The organism is Vibrio sp. Vb0888 (genome assembly GCF_033338835.1).
Classification (GTDB): domain Bacteria; phylum Pseudomonadota; class Gammaproteobacteria; order Enterobacterales; family Vibrionaceae; genus Vibrio; species Vibrio alginolyticus.
The window spans coordinates 1-25,154 of the sequence record NZ_JAWOTL010000032.1; the positions used below are offsets into that span (position 1 = coordinate 1).

General features: G+C 46.7%; 23 protein-coding genes. 16 read left to right on the plus strand and 7 right to left on the minus strand.

Going from position 1 to position 25,154, the window contains the following annotated elements; translation table 11 throughout:
• Positions 1-39: 39 nt before the first annotated feature.
• The 11 genes from R7P72_RS22795 to R7P72_RS22845 all read left to right on the plus strand — a co-directional run bounded on the left by R7P72_RS22795 (position 40) and on the right by R7P72_RS22845 (position 12,614).
• Positions 40-1,401 carry a MotA/TolQ/ExbB proton channel family protein gene (locus R7P72_RS22795; RefSeq protein WP_005384750.1) on the plus strand — a complete coding sequence of 454 codons (1,362 nt, stop codon included), beginning with the start codon at positions 40-42 and terminating at the stop codon, positions 1,399-1,401.
• Positions 1,402-1,410: 9 nt separating this feature from the next.
• On the plus strand, positions 1,411-1,938 hold the full coding sequence (locus R7P72_RS22800; RefSeq protein WP_005379363.1) for a MotA/TolQ/ExbB proton channel family protein: 528 nt from the start codon (positions 1,411-1,413) through the stop codon (positions 1,936-1,938).
• 25 nt (positions 1,939-1,963) lie between these two features.
• Positions 1,964-2,371 carry an ExbD/TolR family protein gene (locus R7P72_RS22805; protein ID WP_005379359.1) on the plus strand — a complete coding sequence of 136 codons (408 nt, stop codon included), beginning with the start codon at positions 1,964-1,966 and terminating at the stop codon, positions 2,369-2,371.
• 4 nt (positions 2,372-2,375) lie between these two features.
• Complete coding sequence (locus R7P72_RS22810) at positions 2,376-3,008, plus strand: energy transducer TonB (RefSeq protein ID WP_005379353.1); 633 nt, start codon at positions 2,376-2,378, stop codon at positions 3,006-3,008.
• 9 nt (positions 3,009-3,017) lie between these two features.
• The gene (locus R7P72_RS22815; RefSeq protein WP_005379348.1) at positions 3,018-4,241 is read left to right on the plus strand and encodes a tetratricopeptide repeat protein; all 1,224 of its coding nucleotides are present in this window, start codon (positions 3,018-3,020) and stop codon (positions 4,239-4,241) included.
• A 448-nt stretch (positions 4,242-4,689) separates the two neighbouring features.
• A complete protein-coding gene (gmk, locus tag R7P72_RS22820; protein WP_005379347.1) occupies positions 4,690-5,313 on the plus strand; it encodes a guanylate kinase in 624 nt (207 codons plus the stop codon).
• Positions 5,314-5,494: 181 nt separating this feature from the next.
• Complete coding sequence (gene rpoZ, locus R7P72_RS22825) at positions 5,495-5,767, plus strand: DNA-directed RNA polymerase subunit omega (protein WP_005379346.1); 273 nt, start codon at positions 5,495-5,497, stop codon at positions 5,765-5,767.
• 39 nt (positions 5,768-5,806) lie between these two features.
• Positions 5,807-7,927 (plus strand): bifunctional GTP diphosphokinase/guanosine-3',5'-bis pyrophosphate 3'-pyrophosphohydrolase, encoded by a 2,121-nt coding sequence (gene spoT / locus R7P72_RS22830; protein WP_005379340.1) that lies wholly within the window; start codon positions 5,807-5,809, stop codon positions 7,925-7,927.
• 52 nt (positions 7,928-7,979) lie between these two features.
• On the plus strand, positions 7,980-8,663 hold the full coding sequence (trmH, locus tag R7P72_RS22835) for a tRNA (guanosine(18)-2'-O)-methyltransferase TrmH (RefSeq protein ID WP_005379339.1): 684 nt from the start codon (positions 7,980-7,982) through the stop codon (positions 8,661-8,663).
• Between the two features lie 253 nt (positions 8,664-8,916).
• Positions 8,917-10,998, plus strand: coding sequence for an ATP-dependent DNA helicase RecG (gene recG, locus R7P72_RS22840; RefSeq protein ID WP_205391079.1), 2,082 nt, complete (start codon positions 8,917-8,919; stop codon positions 10,996-10,998).
• Positions 10,999-11,225: 227 nt separating this feature from the next.
• Positions 11,226-12,614, plus strand: coding sequence for a uracil-xanthine permease family protein (locus R7P72_RS22845; RefSeq protein ID WP_005379335.1), 1,389 nt, complete (start codon positions 11,226-11,228; stop codon positions 12,612-12,614).
• 71 nt (positions 12,615-12,685) lie between these two features.
• On the opposite strand, the gene envZ is transcribed toward R7P72_RS22845, so the two are convergent.
• The 5 genes from envZ to R7P72_RS22870 all read right to left on the minus strand — a co-directional run bounded on the left by envZ (position 12,686) and on the right by R7P72_RS22870 (position 17,920).
• Positions 12,686-13,978, minus strand: coding sequence for a two-component system sensor histidine kinase EnvZ (gene envZ / locus R7P72_RS22850; protein ID WP_005379334.1), 1,293 nt, complete (start codon positions 13,976-13,978; stop codon positions 12,686-12,688).
• Between the two features lie 102 nt (positions 13,979-14,080).
• Positions 14,081-14,800 (minus strand): two-component system response regulator OmpR, encoded by a 720-nt coding sequence (gene ompR, locus R7P72_RS22855; protein ID WP_005379333.1) that lies wholly within the window; start codon positions 14,798-14,800, stop codon positions 14,081-14,083.
• Positions 14,801-14,929: 129 nt separating this feature from the next.
• Positions 14,930-15,325 (minus strand): DUF1090 domain-containing protein, encoded by a 396-nt coding sequence (locus tag R7P72_RS22860; protein ID WP_005379332.1) that lies wholly within the window; start codon positions 15,323-15,325, stop codon positions 14,930-14,932.
• 105 nt (positions 15,326-15,430) lie between these two features.
• The gene (gene greB / locus R7P72_RS22865; protein WP_005379321.1) at positions 15,431-15,922 is read right to left on the minus strand and encodes a transcription elongation factor GreB; all 492 of its coding nucleotides are present in this window, start codon (positions 15,920-15,922) and stop codon (positions 15,431-15,433) included.
• A gap of 117 nt (positions 15,923-16,039) precedes the next feature.
• The gene (locus R7P72_RS22870) at positions 16,040-17,920 is read right to left on the minus strand and encodes an ATP-dependent zinc protease (protein WP_086013892.1); all 1,881 of its coding nucleotides are present in this window, start codon (positions 17,918-17,920) and stop codon (positions 16,040-16,042) included.
• Positions 17,921-18,149: 229 nt separating this feature from the next.
• Between R7P72_RS22870 and R7P72_RS22875 the strand changes: the two genes are divergently transcribed.
• Positions 18,150-20,471, plus strand: coding sequence for a Tex family protein (locus R7P72_RS22875; protein WP_005379317.1), 2,322 nt, complete (start codon positions 18,150-18,152; stop codon positions 20,469-20,471).
• 104 nt (positions 20,472-20,575) lie between these two features.
• On the opposite strand, the gene R7P72_RS22880 is transcribed toward R7P72_RS22875, so the two are convergent.
• Positions 20,576-21,040: a hypothetical protein gene (locus R7P72_RS22880; protein ID WP_005379316.1), complete on the minus strand. Its 465-nt coding sequence runs from the start codon at positions 21,038-21,040 to the stop codon at positions 20,576-20,578.
• Positions 21,041-21,164: 124 nt separating this feature from the next.
• Positions 21,165-21,932 carry a pimeloyl-ACP methyl ester esterase BioH gene (bioH, locus tag R7P72_RS22885; RefSeq protein ID WP_005384724.1) on the minus strand — a complete coding sequence of 256 codons (768 nt, stop codon included), beginning with the start codon at positions 21,930-21,932 and terminating at the stop codon, positions 21,165-21,167.
• Between the two features lie 84 nt (positions 21,933-22,016).
• Here bioH and R7P72_RS22890 point away from each other — a divergent pair, with 84 nt between their 5' ends.
• The 4 genes from R7P72_RS22890 (at position 22,017) to cysQ (ending at position 25,042) form a co-directional block, all read left to right on the plus strand.
• Positions 22,017-22,742, plus strand: a complete 726-nt coding sequence (locus R7P72_RS22890; protein WP_318110764.1) for a ComF family protein — start codon at positions 22,017-22,019, stop codon at positions 22,740-22,742.
• 97 nt (positions 22,743-22,839) lie between these two features.
• Positions 22,840-23,424 carry a Fe-S biogenesis protein NfuA gene (gene nfuA, locus R7P72_RS22895; RefSeq protein WP_005379313.1) on the plus strand — a complete coding sequence of 195 codons (585 nt, stop codon included), beginning with the start codon at positions 22,840-22,842 and terminating at the stop codon, positions 23,422-23,424.
• Positions 23,425-23,600: 176 nt separating this feature from the next.
• Positions 23,601-24,170 (plus strand): ADP compounds hydrolase NudE, encoded by a 570-nt coding sequence (gene nudE, locus R7P72_RS22900; protein WP_005379309.1) that lies wholly within the window; start codon positions 23,601-23,603, stop codon positions 24,168-24,170.
• 44 nt (positions 24,171-24,214) lie between these two features.
• Positions 24,215-25,042, plus strand: a complete 828-nt coding sequence (cysQ, locus tag R7P72_RS22905; protein WP_005379308.1) for a 3'(2'),5'-bisphosphate nucleotidase CysQ — start codon at positions 24,215-24,217, stop codon at positions 25,040-25,042.
• Positions 25,043-25,154: the final 112 nt, after the last annotated feature.

Here is a 25,154-nt window from a genome sequence, read left to right on the forward strand (position 1 = left end):
CTAATCAAATTGCCTGTATATGCTGGGGAGGAATAAGAGATGAAAGGATTCAAAACTCTAGCCGCTGGTCTACTAGCGAGCTTATTTATGGTTTCAGGCGTACAAGCAGAAACGCCTAAAAACCTATCTGAACTACTCAAAAACGTAAAATCAGAAAGCATCGTTGAGTCAAAAGAGAACAAAGCCCGTGAAGCTGAGTTCAAGAACAACCGAGATAAGCAAGCGGCATTATTGCAACAGGCTCGTGAAGAGCTAGCTTCACAGCAAGCACTGGGCGATCAACTTAAAGCGACATTTGATGAAAACGATAAGCAGCTGACTGAACTAACAGAAACCTTACGTGTTCGCTCTGGTACTTTGGGCGAAATGTTTGGTGTGGTCCGCCAATATGCGGGCGAGTTTAAGGGCTTATTTGCTGCCTCTCAAAACGCTGTTCAGTTCCCAGAGCGTGACGCTCTACTAACGAAACTGGCTGAAAGCAAAGAACTGCCATCAACACAAGAGCTAGAAGCATTCTGGCATACCATTCTTCAACAAGTGGTTGCCTCAGGCGAGACAGCAACAACCCAAGCAACGGTTGTTTATGGCGAAGGTAAAGAAGCGGTTCGCGATGTTACTCTTGTCGGTGAATTTAACGCGATTGCCGATGGTAAGTACGTTACTTATGTACCTCAAACAGGTAAGTTCGAAGAACTCTCTCGACAGCCTCGCACCAATATTACACGTCATGTTGCAGGCTTTGAGTCAGCGTCAAACAGCTATGAGCCACTGTTCATTGACCCATCCCGTGGTGTAATTCTGTCTCTACTTGTACAAAGCCCTACCGTTCAAGAACGTATTGATCAAGGTGGCATTGTAGGTTACGTCATCCTTGGTATGGGTGCAGTTGGCGCTATCATTGCTCTAGTTTGCTTCCTACGCCTTCAAGTGATTGGCGGTAAAATGCGTAAGCAAGCGAAATCAGAAACCGTGATTCCTGGTAACCCTCTGGGTGAAGTTATCCAAGCTTACCAAGAACACAAAGGTGACAACCTTGAAGATCTTGAAGCGAAACTGGACGAAATCATCCTACGTAACGCACCGAGCATTGAACGCTTTATCAGCTCAATCAAACTGTTCGCTTCTGTAGCACCACTTCTAGGTCTACTGGGTACGGTTATGGGTATGATCGGTACGTTCCAAGCAATCACACTATTTGGTACAGGTGATCCTAAGCTAATGGCTGGCGGTATCTCTGAAGCACTTGTTACTACGATGCTTGGTCTGGTTGTCGCAATTCCTCTACTGTTCCTGTACACCATCGTACACAGTAAAGGTCGTCGTTTGGTTCAAACTCTTGAAGAACAGAGTGCAGGCTTCATCGCTCGCTATCAGGAAAAACTACATAAAGCCGAAAGCTAAGGAGGCGTTATGTGGTGGTTAGTTGGAGAACTTGAATCAATTAGGCGCTTCTTGGGAATGGGTGGCGATGTACTCGTCGCCATCTTCATCCTCAGCTTTATGCTTTGGGCAGTATTGTTAGAACGTTGGTTCTATTTTGCTGCCGTCGCTCCAAAAGCCATGAAAAAAGCCGTTGGCTCATGGCAGGGGCGATCAGAGCACCAGAGCTGGAACGCTAAGATGATCCGACAAGAAATTGTTTCTCGTCAGGACATTGAGAATAAAAAGGGCCTGCCAATCGTGAAAGTATTGATTGCGCTTTGTCCCTTACTGGGTTTGCTCGGCACCGTTGTTGGCATGATCCAAGTATTCGACATCTTAGCGGTAACAGGAACAGGAAGCCCTCGAGCAATGGCCTCGGGGATCTCAAAGGCAACAATCCCAACTTTAGCCGGGATGGTGGCTTCTCTATCAGGACTGTTCTTTAGTTCACGTCTTGATCATTTAGCCAAAGTCACAACGCAAAAGCTGGAAGATAAGCTAAAGCATATTGCCTGAGTAAATGGAATTAGAGGTATAGGTCATGAAAAGACGCTATAGCAGTGATAGCAGTGATGAAACCGCTATCGATATGACACCGATGCTCGACATCGTATTCATCATGTTGATCTTCTTTATCGTAACAACATCGTTCGTAAAAGAAGCTGGTCTAGAAGTAAACCGCCCGACGGCAAGCTCTGCGCAAACCGTGAAAAAAGGTAACATCATGGTCGCAGTTGGTGCGGCGGGTGATGTTTGGGTTGATAAACGCCGCATCGAAGTGGACGCGGTTCGCGCGAATATTGAACGTCTTCGTGCAGAAAGCCCTGATGGCGCAGTTGTTATCCAAGCCGACACAGAAGCAAATGCTGGCGTAGTAGTGAAGGTTATGGACCAGATCAAAATGGCAGGTGTAGAAAGCATCTCCATTGCCGCAACCAATAAGGATTAAGCTTATGCGGTATCTGGCCTCAATTGCACTGGCGCTCATTGTCTCCCTCGGGTTGTTCTGGGGGATGGACAAGCTAGTAAACAAAGAGCGCCACGAGTTAGTGTCGAATGATGACCTGCGTATGGTAGAGTTTATTCGCATTAAACCAGACGAAAAAATACAGGAGAAAAAACGCGAACTTCCAAAGCCACCACCGCCTAAGCGTCCGCCGCCGCCGCCAGAAATGAAAGTGACAGCGACAGTAAAACCGGTGATGGAGCAGACCCCAATGGATATGCCAAAGCTTGACCTACCCGTTAATGTTACAGGTGGTTCGGTGCTTGGACATTATAGCCAGGGTGGAGGTGCGCAACTCGCGGGTAGCGGAGGTCCAACACCTCTAGCGACATTCCAACCTCAAATGCCTAGGAAGGCTGCGAAAGCAGGAATAGAAAAAGGGGTCGTCTTATTAGAGTTTACTGTAAACGCACGTGGTGCCGTAGAGGACATCAAAGTTCTTAAAGAGCAACCACGACGCTTAGGCCTCGGTCGAGCGGCAAGAAAAACAGTCTCTAAATGGACATTTAAACCAAAATTGGTTGACGGGAAACCTGTTAGCTCGCGCCTATCGCAAGAAATAGAGTTCTCAACCAATTAAGGAGTCACGATGAAAAGTTTATGGAAAAGCAAAGTGGCTTCTTTAATTCTCTTCGCAGGAGTGGCAATGGCCGCTCCTACGATGGCAAAAGAAGCTCCTCAGTTATCAGATCGGACATTTCGAACCGTTAACAAAGTGCAAGAGTTGATCGCAACTGAAAAATATTCAGCAGCGAAAGAAAAACTAGCAAGCGCTTTAGAAAGCACAAGTTCGAAAAAATACGACCGAGCAGTTTTACTTCAGCAGACTGGCTTTTTGTATTCGCTACAAGACAATTATGTGCAAGCAGCAAAATACTTTGCCGAAGCATTACAGCTCGACGCACTTCCCGTTCCGGTTGCTCAACAAGTTCGCTACAGCTTGGCTCAGCTTTACCTAGCTGAAGAAAAGTATACGTTGTCTGTAAAAACGATGAAGGAATGGTTCAAGGTTGCAGAAACAACCAAAGAGAAGCCTCAAGCTCATGCTTATATCACGTTAGCGAGCGCTTATGTTCAGTTGGAAGATTACAAAAATGCAATCCCGCCAACCAAAAAAGCCATCGCGATGAGCAAGAGCCCAAGTGAGTCTTGGTACTTAATTCTCGTTGCATCTCACTACGAGTTAGGCCAGCTGAAAAGCGTTGCCAGTGTACTCAAAACTCTGACTTCAAAGTACCCTCAGAAAAAGCGTTACTGGATGCAACTTTCTGGTGTCTACATGGAGCTAGGTCAAGAGCGCAACTCTCTAGCCACCCTAGAAATGGTTTACAAAATGGGGAAACTAGAAGGAGAGAAGGAATATTTGCGCTTTGTAAACTTCTTGGCTTATCAAGGTATTCCATATAAAGCAGCCAAAACTCTTGAAAAGGAAATGGCAGCTGGAAACATTGAAAAGACGAAGGAAAACTATGACCGCCTAGCCAGCTTCTGGCAGCAAGCTAAAGAGCTAGATAAATCAATTCTCGCTTATAAAAAGTCATATAACCTCGCTCCTTCTGCTAAAACGCAAATTCAGATTGCTCGCTTAATGATACAAGACAAGCAGTATTCTGAAGCAACTCGTTTTGTAGAAAGCGCGGCATCCAGTGCCTCTAAAGAGCAAAAGGCAGAACTTGAATACATTCGCGGGATGGCCTATTTCGAGCTTAAGCAGCCACAAAAGGCCTTGCAGGCGATGAAAGGCGCTGCTCAATCGCCAAAATTCAGGTCAACCGTTAGCCCTTGGATAAATTTCCTAGAGTCTCAAGGATAATTCGAAGATTAAGTGTGAGTCAGTCGCACGCCTGGGGAAGTGAAAGCTTCCCCTTTTTTCCGTTTTATCTTTATTAACCCCTATTTTTAACCAGAGTCACTCACGCAAGCCAAATCGGGACTCTAAACCTAAAATCAGCACACTAAACGGTTGTAGAAATGGTTTTAATAACAGAGTGCGCGGATGGTAAGTCCTGTATCACGCTCCTTCTTCGCTGTTTAGGAACACTCTGGCGTAAGTAACTATTTCATCTGAGACGATCATAGACAGAAAGATCAACTGGTAACAAAATAGAGATCATGATACTCTTCGCCTCCATTTTTCTGGCGGGATTATCACCAATATCCACCCCTTTGGTGGTTGATTTCTCAATGCCAGTGCTATCGTTATAAGAATGTCGAACTTTCCTTCGGCACTCAATCAATCCAATCAAAAGTGGAACAGTACAATGGGCAAAGGTACTCTCTATATCGTATCTGCACCTAGCGGCGCAGGTAAATCTAGCTTGATCTCAGCGATGTTGGAACGCAACCCAACCTACGCAATGAAAGTGTCTGTGTCTCACACCACGCGCAACATGCGACCTGGTGAAGAAAATGGTGTCCACTACCATTTTGTAGCGAAAGATGAGTTTGAAGCCCTGATCGCTAAAGGTGACTTCCTAGAATACGCAGAAGTGTTTGGTAATTATTACGGCACATCTCGTGTATGGATTGAAGAAACACTAAATAAAGGTATCGACGTTTTTCTAGATATCGACTGGCAAGGCGCACGCCAAATCCGTGAACAAATGCCAGAAGCCAAAAGCATCTTCATCCTGCCACCATCAAACGGTGAGTTAGAGCGTCGCTTGAACACTCGTGGTCAAGATAGCGATGAAGTGATCGCAAAGCGTATGGCTGAAGCCAAGTCGGAAATCTCTCATTACAACGAGTACGACTACGTGATCGTAAACGACGATTTTGATACCGCTTTGATGGATTTTAAAGCTATCTTGCGTGCTGAAAGATTGAAGGAAGAAAAGCAAGCTGCTAAATATAAAGGTATGCTTGACGCGTTGTTAGCAGAGTAACTTCAAAAAAGTCACGCTGTAAAACATAAAGAATTTCCCGTTTTTTGCCCAGTGCGAAAAACACAATAAACTACCTGAGAAAGTCCACAAACGGTGGCTTGTCTAATTGCTAGTAAATAAAGTAGTTAGGTTGTATACTTTCTCGTCATTCTAAAATTTTAGTTAACTATTTGGAGTCCTCATGGCACGCGTAACTGTTCAAGACGCTGTTGAAAAAGTTGGCAACCGTTTCGACCTAGTACTGATTGCGGCTCGCCGCGCTCGTCAAATGCAAACTGGCGGTAAAGATGCACTAGTGCCAGAAGAGAACGATAAGCCAACGGTTATCGCTCTACGCGAAATCGAAGAAGGTTTAATTACTAAAGAAGTTCTAGACGCTCGTGAACGTCAAGAACAGCAAGAGCAAGAAGCGGCAGAGCTAGCGGCAGTAAGCAGCATCGCTCACAACCGTTAATTCTGACTTTAGAATTCAACAACCTCCCGGGCCTATAATTTGTATCTATTCGATAGCCTCAAAGACGTTGCCCAAGAATACCTAACAGAGCCTCAGATTGAGGCTCTGCGTCAATCTTATGTGGTAGCGAGAGATGCCCATGAAGGGCAAACCCGCTCTAGCGGTGAACCATACATCATCCACCCTGTCGCAGTGGCTCGTATCTTGGCCGAAATGCGCCTTGATATCGAAACCCTCCAAGCTGCTTTGCTGCATGACGTCATTGAAGACTGTGATGTAACTAAAGAAGATCTCGAAGAGAAATTCGGCAACACTGTCGCAGAATTGGTTGATGGTGTATCTAAACTGGACAAACTCAAATTCCGCGATAGGAAAGAGGCTCAGGCTGAGAACTTTCGTAAGATGGTTCTGGCCATGGTGCAAGATATCCGCGTCATTCTGATCAAACTGGCTGACCGCACGCACAACATGCGTACGCTTGGCGCGCTTCGACCAGATAAAAAGCGTCGTATTGCTCGTGAAACGTTAGAAATTTACGCGCCCCTCGCTCATCGTCTTGGTATTCACAATATCAAAACCGAACTCGAAGAGTTGGGCTTTGAGGCGCTATATCCCAACCGCTACCGCGTACTGAAAGAAGTGGTTAAAGCCGCACGTGGTAATCGTAAAGAGATGATCCAACGCATTCACAGCGAAATAGAAGGCCGTCTGCAAGATTTTGGCTTGAATGCTCGCGTCGTTGGTCGTGAGAAAAACCTGTTCTCTATCTATAACAAGATGAAAACCAAAGAACAGCGCTTTCACACCATCATGGATATCTATGCGTTCCGAGTCGTTGTTGATACCGCTGATACTTGTTATCGCGTTTTAGGCCAAGTACACAGCTTGTATAAGCCACGTCCTGGTCGCATGAAAGATTACATCGCGGTACCAAAGGCGAACGGCTATCAATCGCTACACACTTCCATGGTTGGCCCTCACGGCGTACCTGTTGAAGTTCAGATCCGTACTGAAGATATGGATCAAATGGCGGACAAAGGTGTCGCGGCACACTGGTCTTACAAAGACAAAGGCGACAAGTCTGGCACCACTGCGCAAGTGAAAGCTCAGCGTTGGATGCAAAGCCTGTTAGAGCTACAACAAAGCGCGGGTAACTCATTCGAATTCATTGAAAACGTAAAATCCGATCTTTTCCCAGATGAGATTTACGTCTTCACACCAAAAGGTCGTATCGTTGAACTACCTTTAGGCGCAACGGCTGTCGACTTTGCCTATGCCGTACATACCGATGTAGGCAACTCTTGTGTTGGTGCTCGTGTTGACCGTAACCCTTACCCATTGAGTAAGGCATTGAAAAACGGTCAGACGGTGGAAATTATCAGTGCCCCTGGTGCGCGTCCGAATGCGGCATGGCTAAACTATGTCGTGACTTCTCGTGCCCGCACTAAGATTCGACAAGTACTGAAAACGATGCGTCGTGAAGAGTCGATTACTTTAGGTCGTCGCCTACTTAATCACGCACTTGGCCGTCACTCGATTGATTCAATTTATCCAGAAAATATCCAAGAAGTCTTGAATGATCTTCGCCTAGAAAGCATCGATGATTTATTGGCTGCTATTGGATTGGGTGAGTTGATGAGCATTGTGATTGCACGTCGTCTCCTTGGTGACACCGAAGAGCTCACGACAACAAGTTCAATCCCAACGGACTCGAAGAAGAAGCTTCCGATTCGTGGCGCAGAAGGCTTATTGCTGACGTTTGCAAATTGTTGTCATCCTATCCCAGATGATCACATTATTGCTCACGTATCGCCTGGTCGTGGTTTGGTTGTTCACCGAGAAACATGTCCGAACGTTCGTGGTTATCAGAAAGAGCCAGACCGTTATATGGCTGTCGCTTGGTCTGAAGACTACGATAAAGAGTTCATTGCTGAACTTAAAGTCGACATGCTTAACAACCAAGGTGCTCTTGCAGAACTGACCAACGTGATCTCGAAAACAGGATCAAACATTCATGGCCTTTCAACGGAAGAACGTGATGGTCGTCTATACACTGTGACTGTGCTGTTGACGACGAAAGATCGTGTCCACCTTGCTGGTATCATGCGTAAGATTAAGGCAATGCCTCAAGCAACCCGAGTCAGACGCAGAAAGAACTAACCTCTATCGCCACCTACTCTGTTAGGTGGCGATTTTTTATACCTCAATAAATATGAACCTAGAACGTTACAACCGTATTCACCAAGTCCTAAAAACTCGCCAAACTGATCTGACACTTTGTCTCGAAGAAGTACATAAGCCAAACAACGTCTCTGCTGTGATCCGCACCGCTGACGCGACAGGCTTACACAAAGTTCACGCAATTTGGCCAGACAAAATGCGTACGCTGAGCCATACCTCAGCTGGCGCGCGTAACTGGGTTGAAGTGGATACTCACGATTCGATTGAAACTGCGATTACCGAACTCAAAGCGCAAGGTATGCAGGTTTTGGTGACCAATCTTTCGGACACCGCCGTCGATTTTCGCGAGATCGACTACACCAGACCAACGGCAATCATTTTAGGCAGTGAAAAAGTTGGCGCTTCGGAGCAAGCCAAACAGCTTGCCGAACAAGACATTATTATCCCAATGGTGGGCATGGTGCAGTCACTAAACGTATCGGTTGCCAGTGCCGTAATTTTGTATGAAGCGCAACGTCAACGTGAAGCCGCAGGCATGTACGACCGAGAAGAAAGCGCTCTGCCTAAAGAGACAATCAACCGTATTCTCTTTGAACGTGGTCACCCAGTGCTGGCAAAGGTCGCGAAACGAAAAGGGCTCGTTTACCCACCACTCGATGAAGAAGGTCAAATCATCGCCGATGACGCGTGGTGGCAAGAGATGCAAAGCAAGTAACAGACTTTCGTCATCCTGAACGGCGGCGAAGGAGCGTGGTTCAGGATCTAATTCTCAAATATACAGATGCTGATAGTGTTAACTTCAGCGACATACTTGTTGGAAATAGAATCCTGATGTCGCTAAAGCTCCTCGGAATGATAGGTGATCAGTCAAATCATGACACTAACTAAAGCATGACTATTTTTTCCTGTACAAAAACACAGCTCCATGGTTAACATACTGCTATGTTAACCATTTTCTTGAGCCCTCTATGTCCGCCCAAATGTTATCTGCCGTCCCATTAACCTCCCTTTCTGGAGTTGGCGCGAAAGTCGCAGAAAAACTCGCCAAAGTTGGCTTACATAGCGTTCAAGATTTGCTGTTTCACCTTCCGTTACGCTACGAAGATCGTACTCGTATTTACCCTATTGCCAAACTGCATGCTGGCCTTTGGGCGGCCGTGCAAGGTAAGGTCATGGCAGTCGACACCATCTTCGGTAAGCGCAAAATGCTAACGGTAAAAATCAGCGACGGTAATGGCACTATCACGCTGCGCTTTTTCAACTTTACCGCAGCCATGAAGAACAATTTCACGCAAGGTAAGTTAGTACATGCTTACGGTGAAATTAAGCGCGGTGGCATGGGTTTGGAAATTGTTCATCCTGACTACAAGTTTTACGTTAGCGAGCAAAAGCCCGATGTAGAACAGAGCTTAACCCCTGTTTATCCCACCACCGATGGTTTACGCCAAATCACATTACGCAACCTTACCGAACAAGCTTTAGCCCTGCTTGATAAAACCGCAGTGCAGGAATTACTTCCAGCGGGGTTGTATGACCATCAAATCACGATGTCGCAAGCGCTGCACACCATTCATCGCCCACCACCAACCATTAATTTAGATGAGTTTGACGAAGGCAAACATCCTGCCCAAATCCGCTTGATCATGGAAGAATTGCTCGCACAAAACTTATCGATGCTAGCGGTGCGTAGCAAAGGTCAGAAGGATTCAGCGCTACCTCTCGGTCCTTGTAATAAACTAAAAACGCAGCTTTTAGCCCAACTGCCTTTCTCTCCTACAAACGCTCAAACCCGAGTAGTACAAGAGATTGAAGCCGATCTAGAAAAACCGCACCCAATGATGCGATTAGTGCAAGGCGATGTTGGTTCGGGGAAAACGTTGGTTGCCGCTTTGGCCGCTGTTAGAGCCATTGAGCATGGCCATCAGGTGGCACTCATGGCGCCAACCGAACTATTGGCCGAGCAACACGCTATCAACTTCGCAAACTGGTTTGAAACCATGGGCATTCAAGTCGGTTGGTTAGCGGGCAAACTCAAAGGTAAGGCAAAGGAAGCCGAGCTGGCTCGTATTGCCAGTGGTGAAGCGCAAATGGTAGTGGGTACTCACGCGCTATTCCAAGAGCACGTTGAATTTCATCACCTTGCTTTGGTCATCATTGATGAACAGCACCGCTTCGGTGTCCACCAACGTTTAGAGCTGCGTGAGAAAGGTGCAAAACAAGGCGCTTATCCACATCAGCTCATCATGACAGCAACGCCGATTCCGCGAACGTTAGCCATGACTGCTTATGCTGACTTAGAAACGTCGGTGATTGATGAGTTACCGCCAGGTCGAACGCCGATTCAAACCGTTGCCATTCCTGATACAAAACGTGACGACATCGTCGAGCGTGTCCGAAATGCCTGCTTAAACGAAGGCAAGCAGGCATATTGGGTGTGTACCCTGATTGATGAGTCGGAAGTATTAGAAGCGCAAGCCGCGGCAGATACCGCAGAAGAGCTTCAACGTAAACTGCCGGACGTAAAAATTGGTCTAGTGCACGGACGAATGAAGCCGGCAGAGAAACAAGCGGTAATGCAAGATTTCAAAGACAATAAACTGCATTTGCTGGTCGCAACGACAGTGATTGAAGTTGGTGTGGATGTGCCAAACTCTAGCTTGATGATCATAGAAAACCCTGAACGTCTTGGTTTGGCACAATTACACCAGTTAAGAGGTCGCGTGGGCCGAGGTTCCGTTGCTAGCCATTGTGTGCTGCTGTACCACTCTCCTCTGTCAAAAACCGCGCAAAAACGTCTCGGAGTACTACGTGAAAGTAACGATGGCTTCGTCATTGCGCAGAAAGACCTAGAAATTCGTGGCCCTGGAGAACTATTGGGTACAAAGCAGACAGGTCTTGCTGATTTCAAAATCGCAGACTTAGTTCGAGATCAACGCCTGATTCCCGAAGTTCAGCGTATTGCGCGTCATATTCATGACAATTACCCGACTAACGCAACAGCGATTATCGATCGCTGGTTGGGTGAGCGGGATATTTACTCCAAAGCGTAATGATTGAAAGCGAGCCAAATGGCTCGTTTTTTAATACGCCAAAAGCAAACGTTTGCTTTTTGAGAAAATCTCTCTATAATCGCGCACAAATTTTTAAGTGTGTTAGATCACACTCCACCAACCTGAGTTGACTCTGATTAACAGCAATCACAGGTAACGACGTCAACTCCACCCTGCTCTCCCATTCAGCGAGAACTAGGGAAATATTGCGACTAGCGAGACAAACAATGACAACTTCAAACCGATCTTCGGAACTGGTCTATCAACTCAACGATCGACCACCTTTGCCTCAAACCATTTTTGCCGCACTTCAGCACTTATTGGCGATGTTCGTCGCGGTTATCACTCCGTCACTGATCATCTGTCAGTCTTTGGGTGTACCAGCAGACCAAACGAATACCATCATCAGCATGTCTTTGTTTGCGTCAGGCGTGTCTTCGTTTATTCAAATTCGCACCGTTGGCCCAATTGGCTCTGGTTTGCTCTCTGTTCAAGGCACCAGCTTTAACTTTTTAGGTCCTATTATTGGTGCAGGCCTATCGCTGAAAGCTGGTGGAGCAGACATCAGTACCATGATGGCTGCCATTTTTGGTACGATTTTAGTCGCATCATTTGCAGAAATTTTTCTATCTCGCGTGTTGGAGCATGCCCGCCGAATCATCACTCCGCTTGTTTCAGGCATCGTCGTCACTCTTATCGGTCTCACACTGATTCAAGTCGGCTTAGTATCAATGGGCGGTGGCTACGCAGCATTAAATGAAGGAACCTTCGGCAGCTTAGACAAACTTGCTCTGGCTGGGACGGTACTTGGATTAATTGTGATTTTAAACCGCTCGAAAAACCCATACATCCGTGTGGCTTCAATCGTGATTGCGATGCTAGTGGGCTACATCATGGCGTATTTTATGGGGATGGTAGATACTTCTCAGCTAGGCGCAACCGAGATCGTAGCACTGCCCGTACCAATGCAATATGGCTTATCGTTTGACTGGTCTCTGTTCATTCCGCTGGTACTGATTTTCTTTATTACCGCACTAGAAGCCATCGGTGATATTACCGCAACATCTGAAGTGTCTGGTGAGCCAGTAAAAGGCCCAGTGTACATGAAACGCATTAAGGGCGGTGTGTTAGCAGACGGCTTAAACTCTGCAATCGCAGCCGTTTTCAACAGCTTCCCGAACTCAACGTTTAGCCAGAATAACGGCATCATCATGCTAACAGGAGTCGCGAGCCGCTACGTGGGTTACTTTATTTCAGGCATGTTAGTGATTCTTGGCTTGTTTCCTGGCGTCGCTAGCTTTGTTCAGTTGATTCCTGAGCCAGTACTTGGCGGCGCAACGATTGTCATGTTTGGTACGATTGCTGCCGCTGGTGTGCGTATTATCTCTCGTGTTGAGCTCGATCGCCGCGCAATTCTGATCATGGCCTTATCCTTCTCAATGGGACTTGGTATCGCACAAAAACCAGAGATCCTGCAATTTATGCCAGAATTTATTAAGAGTATTTTCTCAACTGGTGTTGCAGCAGGTGGCATCACAGCGATCATTTTAAATCTACTTCTGCCAGAGAAACTGGAAGACGAAGATGAACTTCCTCAGGAAGTGAAAGAGTCTTAAGATTATTGAGAATAAGAAAAGCCCAACCTATTTAGGTTGGGCTTTTTGTTTAAAGGGTGCAGGCCATCGACTTACTTGGTAGGAAAGCTGATTTGAGCGATTAAACCGCCTTCACTGCGATTACGCATCACCACAGAACCTGAATGTTGGCTGATTATACGCTTCACAATCGCCAACCCTAGCCCAGTGCCTTCACTACCGCGAGCGGTGTCACCACGCGTAAAGGGTTCAAATAACCTCGCGATTTGAGAATGCTCGATACCCGGTCCGTTGTCCTCTACTGAAATCCACACTAGCTGCTTATCTGCTGTCACACCAGTGCTGATTTTGACCCAGCCATTACCATAACGTAGCGCATTCACAACTAAGTTACTGATCGCCCGCTTAATCGCAATCGCGCTTCCTTTGGCTGGCGGCAAGTTAAGATTAAGATCTGTTTCAATTTCAACCTCATAACCACCTTCAGAACTGGCGACGTCACTGGCAATCGTACTGATATCAACCGCTTCAAACGATTCTTGGTTCACCGGTTTGAGATAATCCATAAACTGACTGATGATCTCATTACATTCTTCCGTATCGCTAATGATCCCCTCCGCAAGATAGCTGTCCTCAGGAGACATCATTTCTGTCGCTAGGCGAATACGCGTCAGAGGCGTTCGTAAGTCATGGCTAATCCCCGCCATTAATAAGGCTCGGTCTTCTTCTAGCTCTTGAATACCTTTCGACATTTGATTAAAGGCTCGAGTTACAGAGCGAATCTCCGATGCGCCTTTCTCTGCTAAGGGGGGCCGGATCTCACCTCGACCGACGTCTTTCGCGGCTCTCTCTAAAGCCAAAAGTGGACGGTTTTGCAAACGAATAAACAACCAACCACCTGCAATGATCAGCAGCGCCATAATCAAACTGTTACGAAACAGCGGTGCAAAATCTTCTTCTTGCAGCTCAGATAACGGAATACGAATGATGGAGTTCGGCAACTTTTCGATGTGCATCCACAAAATGTAACTTTCATCGCCAAGCAATAAGCGCACTTCTGTAGGCGAACCCAGCTCTTGGCTCATTTCTTCAGACATCAAATCAATCGACATTGCGTGATGAAATTCAATCGCCTTATCGCTATCGAGACTATGAACCGTCACCCCTAGTCTTTCTAATAATTGACGTCTTAACGGTGCATCAGACTTTAAAGGTCCTTCATCATCAAGCACTAAATTGAGCTCATGGGCGAGAATTTTATTGAACTGCTGCAAACTCGGCATCAACGCGTAGTTAAAAACGGCGTAATAAGAGAAAACTTGGCTCGCGAGAAGCAAAGAGATGAACAGCAGAATAGATTGTGTCAGTGAACTTCGGATGCGCATGGAACGTTCCTAGTGGTCCTAATCGCGAAATTTCAGCCTTCAAAGGGAAGGTAATGAAGGCTGAAGTTGCTATAGCCAAGTGCTGGCTATGGAGTGAAGAGGTTACACCTCTTTGCCGTCTGGGACGAAAACATAACCTAGGCCCCACACGGTTTGAATGTAGCGCGGCTTGCTCGGATCGTCTTCTAACATGCGACGTAAGCGTGAGATTTGTACGTCAATAGAGCGTTCCATTGCAGAATATTCACGGCCACGCGCCATGTTCATCAATTTATCTCGTGACATTGGCTCACGTGCATTCATCACGAGCGCCTTTAGAACAGCAAACTCTCCAGAGGTGAGTGGCATTGCCTCGTCACCGCGGAACATCTCGCGAGTGCCTAGATTGAGTCGGAACTCCCCGAACTCCACCACTTTTTCTTCCGTGCTTGGTGCACCCGGCAACTCTACGGTTTGGCGGCGTAATACGGCCTTGATGCGAGCCAATAATTCGCGTGGGTTAAACGGTTTTGGCAAATAATCATCCGCCCCTACCTCAAGACCTACGATGCGGTCCACTTCATCACCTTTCGCGGTGAGCATTAAGATTGGCAACATATTGTTCGCGTGGCGTAGACGACGACAAATTGACAAACCGTCTTCACCTGGCAACATTAGGTCCAGCACCATTAAGTGAAAGTTTTCGCGCGTTAGTAGGCGATCCATCTGTTCGCCATTGGCGACACTTCGTACCTGAAAACCTTGCTCAGAAAGGTAACGCTCCAATAGAGCACGTAAACGAGCATCGTCATCAACCACTAAAATTTTATGATTTTCTTGCATTGAAACATCCTTTCAGAAGCGTCTATTGTCGAAAATGTATCACTGTTTTTCCTAACGTGCTCAAGCAAATTGTTACTCTTTTTATCTTAAGCGCTTTATTCTCTCTCTAGCAGGTATTTTCAGCACCTACTATTGACCATAATTCCATTCCAGTTCACGTTTGGCCTCAAGCAGCTCTTGCTGTGCCTCAGCCAGCTTGTGACGTTTTTTCTCAATTTTGTCTGCTTTCCCTGAATGCTGAGCTTCGACTAATTCTTCCTCTCGCTCCTCAACTTCTTTAGTCTTTTCTTCCACTTCTGTTTGCAGCTCTTGGCGCAACTCACCTTCCGAGCATTCATTCTGGATAGCGGAAAGTGCTTGCTCCAAGCCTTTAATGCGATGCTCATTACCTTGCGCTTTTGCATACTCAAGCTGCTGCTCTACCGCTAACTCTTTAGCGTCACAGCCTTTCACTTCATCTTGAGCAAAAACTGAAAGTGAGAAACCTATTGTTAGTGCAGCACTACACATGACTGCTTTGTTCATTTTACTTCTCCGAGAAAGGCACCATGCCTTTATACCAAATATTCTGACATTGAGACCCAAGTCACTCCTAGTGAACTTCATGAGACTTGAATCGGTGATAAAGCCTCAGTCTTCCGAGGCCGGTTGAGTATATTCAATTGAGTTGATGAACCACTCTTTTTCACCTTCTGGGGTGCGTACCGTGAACTCTTCATCCACTTGTTTTTTCAACATCGCTCGCGCCATAGGTGAATCGATAGAGATGTAGTCTTTCGCATCGCCATAAATCTCTTCAGGCCCGACAATACGAAACTTTTTCACTTCTCCTGCCTCATTTTCTATTTCCACCCATGCACCAAAAAAGACTTTGCCTTCTTGTTGCGGAGAATAGTCAACGATCGTGACTTCTGGCAGGAATTTACGAAGGAAGCGGACACGACGGTCGATCTGACGGAGTAAACGTTTATTGAAGGTGTAATCCGCATTTTCTGAGCGATCGCCTAGGCTCGCCGCCCAAGTGACGATCTTGGTGATTTCCGGGCGCTTTTCATTCCAAAGGTAATCATGCTCTTGTTTGAGTTTGTTGTAACCTTCTCGTGTAATCAGCTTAGTTTTCAAATTAACTCCTATCTCAACTAAAAAATGCTGCTCTTTGGCAGCATTAAGGAGATGATATACCCAAAGATCCAATGTTGTTCAGGCTTTGGGTATCAAGGTGATAAGGCGGCCAGAGTGTTACTTTTCGTAATCCGGTTTTTGCGTCACGATGTAATTCGTATCACTCGAAACAACCGCGCCATGTTTTAGAAAGTTTTTACCTAAAATCATGCTGTAATGGAAGCGACCTCGGTCCTGTAAGTTGACTCGGATCTTCTTCTCTAATTCGCCAAGCTTAACATGCATTTCAACCACAGGGCGTACGTTCGCTTTCTCGCCTTTCTTAGCTTTAATACGCATGACATCAACAACAGGCTTGGTAAACGCCTGTTTCATGCCAAGATCGTTCTCATAGGTAAAGCTCACCATGTCTTTGCCGTCTTTCTTAAACTGCTTGATGTTCTTAGCATTGATTGAGCTTACATCTGCACCCGTGTCTAACTTCACAGGGAAAGACATCCCCTCAACTTCAGCCACTTCGATATGGCCAGCTTTGAAAAGTGGCCTTGCATCTAGTAGATGGTCTGCGCGAGTGTTCAGCAACACACCACCCTTGGCTATGTCATGACCAAAGACGAAAAAGGGTTGAGTGTCACCCTCATCAAGCACATCGAGCGCAAACTTCATTGATGTGTCTTTTCTACCGAGAAGAAAGTCTCCTTCGACAACAGGGCGAACCGCGCTGCCAACCTTGAGCTTTTTCAACACTGGTTTGGTGATTTTTTCTTCTTTCCCCTCATCGTTCATTAAATAAAACGTGACGGATTCATCCTTACCTTTTTCTGTTACTTCAAACCCATTTACACGCAGTAATGGCGTTTTCACAGTAAAAGTGGGGTAAGCAGGGACGGTATAACCATCAATGGTGACCTGTTCTTCTGGTGAAACGACAAGAGGTTTTGATTTGAGTGCGCTTTTGAACGTTTTTTCTACGCCACCCAGTAGATTTTCTCTGTCCGTATCAATAACAAAGTGCTGACTCGCGACGTCCCGACCTAAGCGAATTTGCGAACTGAACTTACTGCGATCACGCAGATACACCAACCAACGTTGAGTTTCATTTTCGCCGACTTTGACGGGTAAATAGACTAAAGGGCGCTCGCTTTTGGTCGTTTTCAGCATTCGTACCAAGGGTAATGTCATTGGATGACGCTTGCCATTCTCGCCCTCTAACATAAAAGAGACTTCGTTATGCTTTTTGTCTACCTTGATGTCCAGTGCATGGACGTTGGTATAACGGCTAGAAGTTGAGATGCTGATCTTATATGGCACACCTTCGACTTCAACCGTCTCTTTTTTGCCAATCATTTTTGCGCGTGGCTGTTCTTGAAGGTAATCGTAACCAGCGAAGACCCATGCGTTATCATCGAGATAGGTTTTACCAATCAAGATAGGAGAAGAGAATTGCGTACGCTTGGTCAGGTTCACTTCCGTATCAACGGTGTGACCAGCGATTGTCATCGGCATTTTTATTGTCGGGCGTAGGATGGGCTTTTTGCTTGTTCGACTGCGAATCGCGCTCACTCTTTCCAGATCATCGGTAATCTGTATTTCCTTCCCTGTATAAGGGTGAGGAACCGTAAAGCTAACCTTTACTTGATATGGCTTAAAGCTGTCGGCGTCCCACTTTGCCTTCGTACCACCTAAGTCATCGACAATCGCCCAAAGTAACTCGTTATCTTTCAAATCTTGGTAATCTGGGTGTGAACTACTGACATGGATATTCTCCGCATGCATCGATGTCGTATCTGCACCAGTATCAATCTTGCCAATAAATGGCACCGCTTTTAGTTCCGGAATGTCACTGTAGTAGACGCTCTCCACACGCCCTAGTACCAATTTGTTATCGAGCTGATAAACGGGAGCTTGTGTGGTTCCTGAGATAGACTGCGCCCAACTAAGCGGGGCGACAAGTAAGGCACTCGTAAGCGCTAACGCCAAAGACATTTTTTTCATCATGATTATCCGTATAAGCCGAGGTACATTTAGTGATATCAACAACCGTGGAATTAGGTTAGTCGATAACTGCGGATATAAGTTCTCAATTTAATTACAGTTTTGACATAAATCTGACTGATGTCCACCAGCGCCCGGTAAATTTTTGCCTCGTTAATTTAAAACATTGCAAATTCTTCGAACGACCCCAATGTTCTATACAACCAAAACTGAATTAAAAGAGAAAACACGGATGAGCCAAGCTATCTGTCGCATGATTGCTCAAGAACTGAATGTTCGCCCAGAGCAAGTCAACGCCGCTGTCACCCTAATTGATGATGGCAACACTGTCCCTTTTATTGCACGTTACCGCAAAGAGGTGACGGGGGGCCTTGATGATACCCAGCTGCGTACTTTGGACAGCCGTCTGTCTTACCTTCGTGAAATGGATGATCGCCGCCAAACCATCCTCAAATCAATCCAAGAGCAAGGCAAACTGACGCCAGAGCTAGAACAAGAGATCGCGCAGGCAGACAGCAAAACTCGTCTTGAAGACTTATACCTACCTTACAAACCCAAGCGTCGTACGAAAGGTCAGATCGCGATTGAGGCTGGTCTTGAGCCGCTCGCAGATCAGCTTTGGAATCATCCACAAACCGAGCCAGAAAGCGAAGCAAGCAAATACCTTGATGCAGACAAAGGCATCGCAGACACCAAAGCTGCATTGGATGGCGCTCGCGCGATCATCATGGAGCGCATCGCAGAAGACGCAAACTTACTGGAAAAAATTCGCAACCACTTAAATCGCAATGCGGAACTGGTCTCACGAGTCGTTGAAGGCAAAGAGCAAGAAGGCGAGAAGTTTAAAGATTACTTCAACCACAACGAGCCCCTAAGCAAAGTGCCATCGCACCGCGCACTGGCGATGTTGCGTGGCCGTAACGAAGGCTTCCTGACATTGGCAATGAATGCTGATCCAGAACAGGAAGAAGGCGCTCGTCAGTCTTACTGCGAAACGATTATCGCAGACCATTATGGCGTGACGCTAAGCAGCGCACCGGCGGATACCTGGCGTAAGCAAGTGATCAGCTGGGCATGGCGCATCAAAGTATCGATGCACATGGAAACCGAGCTAATGGGCGCAATGAAAGAGCGCGCTGAAATCGAAGCGATTGAAGTATTCGCCACTAACCTAAAAGACTTGTTGATGGCAGCACCGGCTGGCCCTCGTGCAACACTTGGTCTAGATCCGGGTCTGCGTACAGGTTCAAAAATCGCGGTTGTCGACTCAACAGGTAAAGTGCTTGCAACCGAAACCATCTACCCTCACCCACCACAAAAACAATACGACAAGTCAGCACAAATCGTTGAGCAGTTGGTGCGTAAGTACAACGTGGATTTGATTGCGATTGGTAACGGTACGGCTTCACGTGAAACCGACAGCTTTGTCGCAGACGTCATCAAACGTGGCAACCTGAAAGTTCAGAAGATCATCGTAAGTGAAGCAGGGGCTTCGGTTTACTCAGCGTCTGAGCTTGCAGCAAAAGAGTTCCCGAATATGGACGTATCACTGCGTGGTGCAGTGTCGATTGCACGTCGTTTGCAAGATCCATTGGCTGAACTCGTGAAAATTGATCCGAAATCTATTGGTGTGGGTCAATACCAGCACGATGTAAGCCAATCTATGTTGGCAAAACGCCTAGATGCGATTGTGGAAGACTGTGTAAACGCGGTTGGTGTTGATGTGAACACTGCTTCTGCGGCGCTACTGACGCGCGTAGCAGGCTTATCAAGCACCATCGCGCAGAACATTGTCGACTTCCGCGATGAGAACGGCCGCTTCGAAGCACGTACAACCTTGAAGAAAGTACCTCGTTTAGGTCCTAAGGCGTTCGAGCAGTGTGCGGGCTTCCTGCGTATTATGGATGGTAAGAACCCACTTGATGCGTCTGCGGTTCACCCAGAAGCGTACCCAGTGGTCAAAGCGATTTCTGAGAAGAACAACAAAGATATCAAAGCACTGATTGGTGATTCAAGCTTCCTTAAAGGTCTGCATGCGGTCGATTACACCGACGATAACTTCGGCGTTCCAACCATTACAGACATCATCAAAGAGTTAGACAAGCCGGGTCGTGACCCACGTCCAGAATTCAAAACGGCGACCTTTGCAGAAGGTGTAAACTCGGTATCTGACTTGGAACCGGGCATGATTCTAGAGGGCGTGGTGTCTAACGTAGCCAACTTCGGTGCCTTCGTTGATATCGGCGTTCACCAAGATGGTCTTGTGCATATTTCTGCACTGACAGATCGTTATGTGTCTGACCCACGTGAAGTGGTGAAAGCAGGCGACATCGTCAAAGTGAAAGTGATGGAAGTGGACGTGCAGCGTAAGCGCATTGGTCTATCGATGCGTATGAACGACGAACCGGGTCAAGACAACCGCAGCCAACGCTCATCAGCAGCGCCACGTCGTAATGACCAACCGCAGCGTCGTCAGCCTCGCCGTGATGATTCGTCATCGAACAGCGCGATGGGCGGTGCATTTGCGGCGGCGTTTGCTAAAGCGAAAAAGTAACCTTACCTAGGCTTCACCGCTAACGAGCTTTCATAACTAAAAAGAAAACGCTCCAATCAGTCAACCTGCTTGGAGCGTTTTTGTTTGAGTAGGATATTGAGTCGTCATAATACTGCTATCACTTCTGACGGGGTATGGGGAGCGACTGCATGACCATAATGAAACTTGATCACCTTCCTGCGCTTTTCCATTAATCCTTCATTGATCGCAGCATCCAAAATGCGCTTTGGTAAGCGAAAGCGGATCGCGTAGCCTTTCCCCTGGTCTTCACTATACGATTTGAGCGCAAGCAAACTAAAAAGCCGTTCTAGTGTATCTTCCGGCTCTTCTTGATAACGCGTGTCGACTTCCGTTTCCATATCATAATCAGGATGCTCTGAAGGATCCCAAGAAGACTGACGTCGGCGCTTGTCGTCACCTTTTACTTTTCGCTCTGCATTGGTTTTGGCCAATGCGACCGTTGGCGTTACAGGCTCTCGGACTTTATTGTCGCGAGCTGCTTGTTCCGTCTGCACATTCACGGATGGGGCGATCAGTGGCACACTTACGTTGGTCGGTGACACAATCATTGCGAACCCTCCTCAGAGTCGCCCAACTCGTCAATATGGCTTAGCTTTATTGGCTAATAAAACCTCACCAGCCTTTATATCGACCACTTTTTAAACAACTTGAGGTATTTCCGCTCGTACTTGCTCAATCGTGAGCAAACTCTCGGATTTGAACACAAAATTCGTCATGTTCGGTGATAAAAGGCGCATGAGAGGACTGATTAAAAACAAACTGCTGGGTATGAGGCAACTGTTCACTTAAATCGTTAGCTACTTTAATTGGCACCAACCCATCTAAACGGCCATAAAGACGCAACATTGGAACAGAAAGAGACGTCAACGCATCGCGCAGATCCACATCAGCAAGGATGTTTAGCCCAACCAACAGCGATTCAGGGTTTGGCTGAGGGCGCGATAGTACCGCTTGCTTGAGCTGTTTAACGTCTTTACGCGCTGATGGGCTGCCCATCGCTTGCAACGCCATAAAGCGCTCAATGGTCAGTGAGAAATCTTCTAGCAACTGAGAGGTGAACGCACTCAGTACATTCGGTTGAATGCCACGCCACGGTTTTTCTGCGGCAAATTTTGGTGAGCTGGCAACCGTAATCAACTTAGCCACGCGCTCGGGCATATTTAATGCCACATGCGTCGCCACTAAACCTCCGAGGGACCAACCAAGCCAAATCGCTTTCTCTGGCGCACCTTGCACCACCAAGTTAGCAATATGGTCTAAATCTTCAGCATGAGATTCGGCGCTATGTCCGTACCCCGGAAGGTCAACCACATGAACTCGGAAATAAGGTTGAAGAGACTCGACTGTCTGCTGCCATACCGCACCATTCATGCCCCACCCATGAAGTAACACCAAATCTGGTCCCTGACCAAATGACTGCCAGTGTAATTTCGTGCTCATGCTCTCAATCTCTCCCACTTATTTTATTCCCTACGGCTTCAGCCAAGCGTTAGGCTGAGTAAAATATCACCATGAATAAACGCTATGTTATCTCATCACTGGCAAAACATCATGCATCGTGTATTGAGCAGTCAATGCGGCCTGTGTCGGCTCCCTATTCAAACACCAAGCCACACAAATACTCTGCGCTGGTGCGAGCACTGTTTAAAATACCTAACTCCGGTAAAACGATGTCAACGCTGCGGTTTATCATTACAGAAAGAAGAAATGAGTACGGATAGTATTTGTGGTGAATGTCTTTCAGAGCCACCGCCATGGCAAAGGCTATACACGTTAGGCGATTACGACTTTCCCCTTTCACGGGAAGTACAACGCTTTAAAGATCACGGAGAGTCTTGGCATGTAAAAGCATTAACCGAGCAACTGGCACAGCGCATCACCACGCCAGCTCCAATCATTACCAGTGTGCCATTGCACTGGCAGCGTTACCTGCGCCGGGGTTTTAATCAAAGTGATGTTTTAGCCCGACACCTCGCCAAGCAATTGCAGACTAATTTTGATGCGAAGGTCTTTCGTCGAGTAAAGCTCGCCCAATCACAGCGTGGTAATACCAAAACAAGCCGTGAACAAAACTTAAAAGGCGCGTTTATTCTCAATAAGCAACCTCACTCTTCCCATGTTGCCATCGTCGATGATGTAGTCACCACAGGCAGTACCGTCCGACAATTATGTCATTTACTACTTGAAGTTGGCGTAGAAAGCATCGATATTTACTGCATCTGCAGAACACCTGCTCCTCGTTCTCTCTAGATCGCTTCGCCATGCCTTAGCATCAAAAAGACTAGACCCATACGTCAACAAGAGTAGAATAGCAGCAGTAACCTACAAATTTACTCGGGTATTCGTCGTGTCAAATATTACTATTACAGAAACTGCGCAAACGCATTTCGCTAACCTTTTAGGTCAACAACCTGAAGGCACTAACATTCGTATTTTCGTTGTGAACCCAGGTACACAAAACGCTGAGTGTGGCGTGTCTTACTGTCCACCAGAAGCAGTAGAATCGACCGACACTGAACTCTCTTACAGCGGTTTTTCAGCTTACGTTGATGAGCTAAGCCTGCCATTCCTTGAAGACGCTGAAATCGATTTTGTTACCGATAAAATGGGCTCTCAGTTAACGCTAAAAGCACCTAACGCTAAAATGCGTAAAGTTGCGGACGACGCACCACTGGTTGAGCGCGTTGAGTACGTTATCCAAACTCAAGTGAACCCACAACTTGCTGGCCACGGTGGTCACGTAAACTTGGTTGAGATCACTGAAGACGGTGTTGCGATTGTTGCATTTGGTGGCGGTTGTAATGGCTGTTCTATGGTTGACGTAACACTAAAAGAAGGCATCGAGAAAGAGCTGCTAAACCAGTTCATTGGTGAACTAACCGCAGTTCGTGATGCTACAGAACATGACCGTGGTGATCACTCTTACTACTAAGAGTAAACACTGTCAGAAAATGGGAGGCTTCGGTCTCCCATTTTTGTATCGATACTGAGGTGATGCTGAGATGCTTAGCTCGACTCGTAAAATCCGCTAGAAACTCAGGCGGAGTTCTCATATATTAAGAATCTTACGCATCTCGTAAACGCCAACGACACCAAGGAGCCAGCGTCATGCCGAAACGAACCCCACCAGAGATACTCTCATGCCAGACGGTTGCAAAATCCAAACTGTTTGCTGTGGAAGCGCTCGACCTTCGTTTTTCCAATGGTGAGCATCGTACTTATGAGCGTATGAAGCCAAGTGGACGAGATGCTGTAATGGTAGTCCCTGTAACAGAACAAGGCGATTTATTACTGGTGCGTGAATACGCCGCTGGAACTGAACGTTACGAGCTAGGTTTCCCAAAAGGGCTGATTGACCCAGGAGAAACACCACACCAAGCTGCGGATCGTGAGTTAAAAGAAGAAATCGGCTTTGGCTGTAATCAGTTAACCCCGTTGAAACAAGTTATCCTCGCGCCATCTTACTTTTCGAGCAAAATGACTCTATTTTTAGGACAGGCGCTTTATCCAGAGAAGCAAGAAGGCGATGAGCCTGAACCACTGGAAATTGTGCGTTGGCCACTTGCGCAAGCCGAAGAGTTATTAACTCACATGGATTTCTGTGAAGCACGAAGCATCACAGCGCTAATGTTGGCACTGAAACACTTACCAAACACCACTCACAAGCATAACCAATAACGGTCATTAGAACCGAATAACACTGTGAGTAAGGACTATCACTTATGCCAATGACAAAAGATCTATCTCACCTACTTCCTCAAGTCATCGAGATTGCCCGCAGTGCTGGGCAAATGATCCTCGAAATATATGAAAAGAAGCAATACGAGGCCTACACCAAAAGTGACGAAACTCCCGTAACAAGTGCGGATATTGCAGCTCACAAGTTCATCACTGAACGCTTGAGTGATCTGACGCCTGACATTCCCGTGTTGTCAGAAGAAGACGCAGACATAAGCTTAGAGCAACGCGCTCAGTGGGAACGTTATTGGTTAGTCGACCCTCTTGATGGTACTCAAGAATTCATCGCTCGCAGTGGTGACTTTGCCACTATTATTGCGTTGGTCGACAACAATCGACCAACCATGGGCGTCGTTTACGGCCCTGTATCTGGCGTGACTTACTACGCTTATAATGGCAAAGGCGCCTGGAAAATTCCCGACATGTCGGACAGCGTCAAAATCCATACACACAAACACGAACAGCCAGAGCAAAGCATCGCAATTGCTATTAGTCGTCGCCAAGACATCAATCGTATTACTAACCGTATGAGTAGCGCCTGGAATTACGACTTAATACCGCTCGGTTCTGCAGCATTGAAAGCATGCCTCGTCGCGGAAGGGGCGGTAGATTGCTATCTCCGACTAGGTCCAACAGGTGAGTGGGACACCGCTGCGACACAATGCATTGTTGAAGAAGCTGGCGGACGTATTCTCAGCACGCAATTAGAACCGCTGTCATATAACGAGCGGGAAACACTAGAAAACCCGAACTTTATTGTTCTTGGTGATGCGGATTTACCTTGGAATGAGATTTTACAACGCAAAGATTAAGCGCCCTATCGGTAAAATTTAGAGCACAAAATTCTATGACCCGTCCTGATATGGGTTGACACTTTTTAACTAAAACGCTCGATGTACTTCATCGGGCGTTTTGTATTTTAAA

Excerpts from the sequence above, each read along its gene's own strand:
- R7P72_RS22795 (WP_005384750.1), top strand. The coding sequence starts at position 40 with ATGAAAGGATTCAAAACTCTAGCCGCTGGTCTACTAGCGAGCTTATTT.
- R7P72_RS22800 (WP_005379363.1), top strand. The coding sequence starts at position 1,411 with ATGTGGTGGTTAGTTGGAGAACTTGAATCAATTAGGCGCTTCTTGGGA.
- R7P72_RS22805 (WP_005379359.1), top strand. The coding sequence starts at position 1,964 with ATGAAAAGACGCTATAGCAGTGATAGCAGTGATGAAACCGCTATCGAT.
- R7P72_RS22810 (WP_005379353.1), top strand. The coding sequence starts at position 2,376 with ATGCGGTATCTGGCCTCAATTGCACTGGCGCTCATTGTCTCCCTCGGG.
- R7P72_RS22815 (WP_005379348.1), top strand. The coding sequence starts at position 3,018 with ATGAAAAGTTTATGGAAAAGCAAAGTGGCTTCTTTAATTCTCTTCGCA.
- gmk (WP_005379347.1), top strand. The coding sequence starts at position 4,690 with ATGGGCAAAGGTACTCTCTATATCGTATCTGCACCTAGCGGCGCAGGT.
- rpoZ (WP_005379346.1), top strand. The coding sequence starts at position 5,495 with ATGGCACGCGTAACTGTTCAAGACGCTGTTGAAAAAGTTGGCAACCGT.
- trmH (WP_005379339.1), top strand. The coding sequence starts at position 7,980 with ATGAACCTAGAACGTTACAACCGTATTCACCAAGTCCTAAAAACTCGC.
- recG (WP_205391079.1), top strand. The coding sequence starts at position 8,917 with ATGTCCGCCCAAATGTTATCTGCCGTCCCATTAACCTCCCTTTCTGGA.
- R7P72_RS22845 (WP_005379335.1), top strand. The coding sequence starts at position 11,226 with ATGACAACTTCAAACCGATCTTCGGAACTGGTCTATCAACTCAACGAT.
- envZ (WP_005379334.1), bottom strand. The coding sequence starts at position 13,978 with ATGCGCATCCGAAGTTCACTGACACAATCTATTCTGCTGTTCATCTCT.
- ompR (WP_005379333.1), bottom strand. The coding sequence starts at position 14,800 with ATGCAAGAAAATCATAAAATTTTAGTGGTTGATGACGATGCTCGTTTA.
- R7P72_RS22860 (WP_005379332.1), bottom strand. The coding sequence starts at position 15,325 with ATGAACAAAGCAGTCATGTGTAGTGCTGCACTAACAATAGGTTTCTCA.
- R7P72_RS22870 (WP_086013892.1), bottom strand. The coding sequence starts at position 17,920 with ATGATGAAAAAAATGTCTTTGGCGTTAGCGCTTACGAGTGCCTTACTT.
- R7P72_RS22875 (WP_005379317.1), top strand. The coding sequence starts at position 18,150 with ATGAGCCAAGCTATCTGTCGCATGATTGCTCAAGAACTGAATGTTCGC.
- R7P72_RS22880 (WP_005379316.1), bottom strand. The coding sequence starts at position 21,040 with ATGATTGTGTCACCGACCAACGTAAGTGTGCCACTGATCGCCCCATCC.
- bioH (WP_005384724.1), bottom strand. The coding sequence starts at position 21,932 with ATGAGCACGAAATTACACTGGCAGTCATTTGGTCAGGGACCAGATTTG.
- R7P72_RS22890 (WP_318110764.1), top strand. The coding sequence starts at position 22,017 with ATGTTATCTCATCACTGGCAAAACATCATGCATCGTGTATTGAGCAGT.
- nudE (WP_005379309.1), top strand. The coding sequence starts at position 23,601 with ATGCCGAAACGAACCCCACCAGAGATACTCTCATGCCAGACGGTTGCA.
- cysQ (WP_005379308.1), top strand. The coding sequence starts at position 24,215 with ATGCCAATGACAAAAGATCTATCTCACCTACTTCCTCAAGTCATCGAG.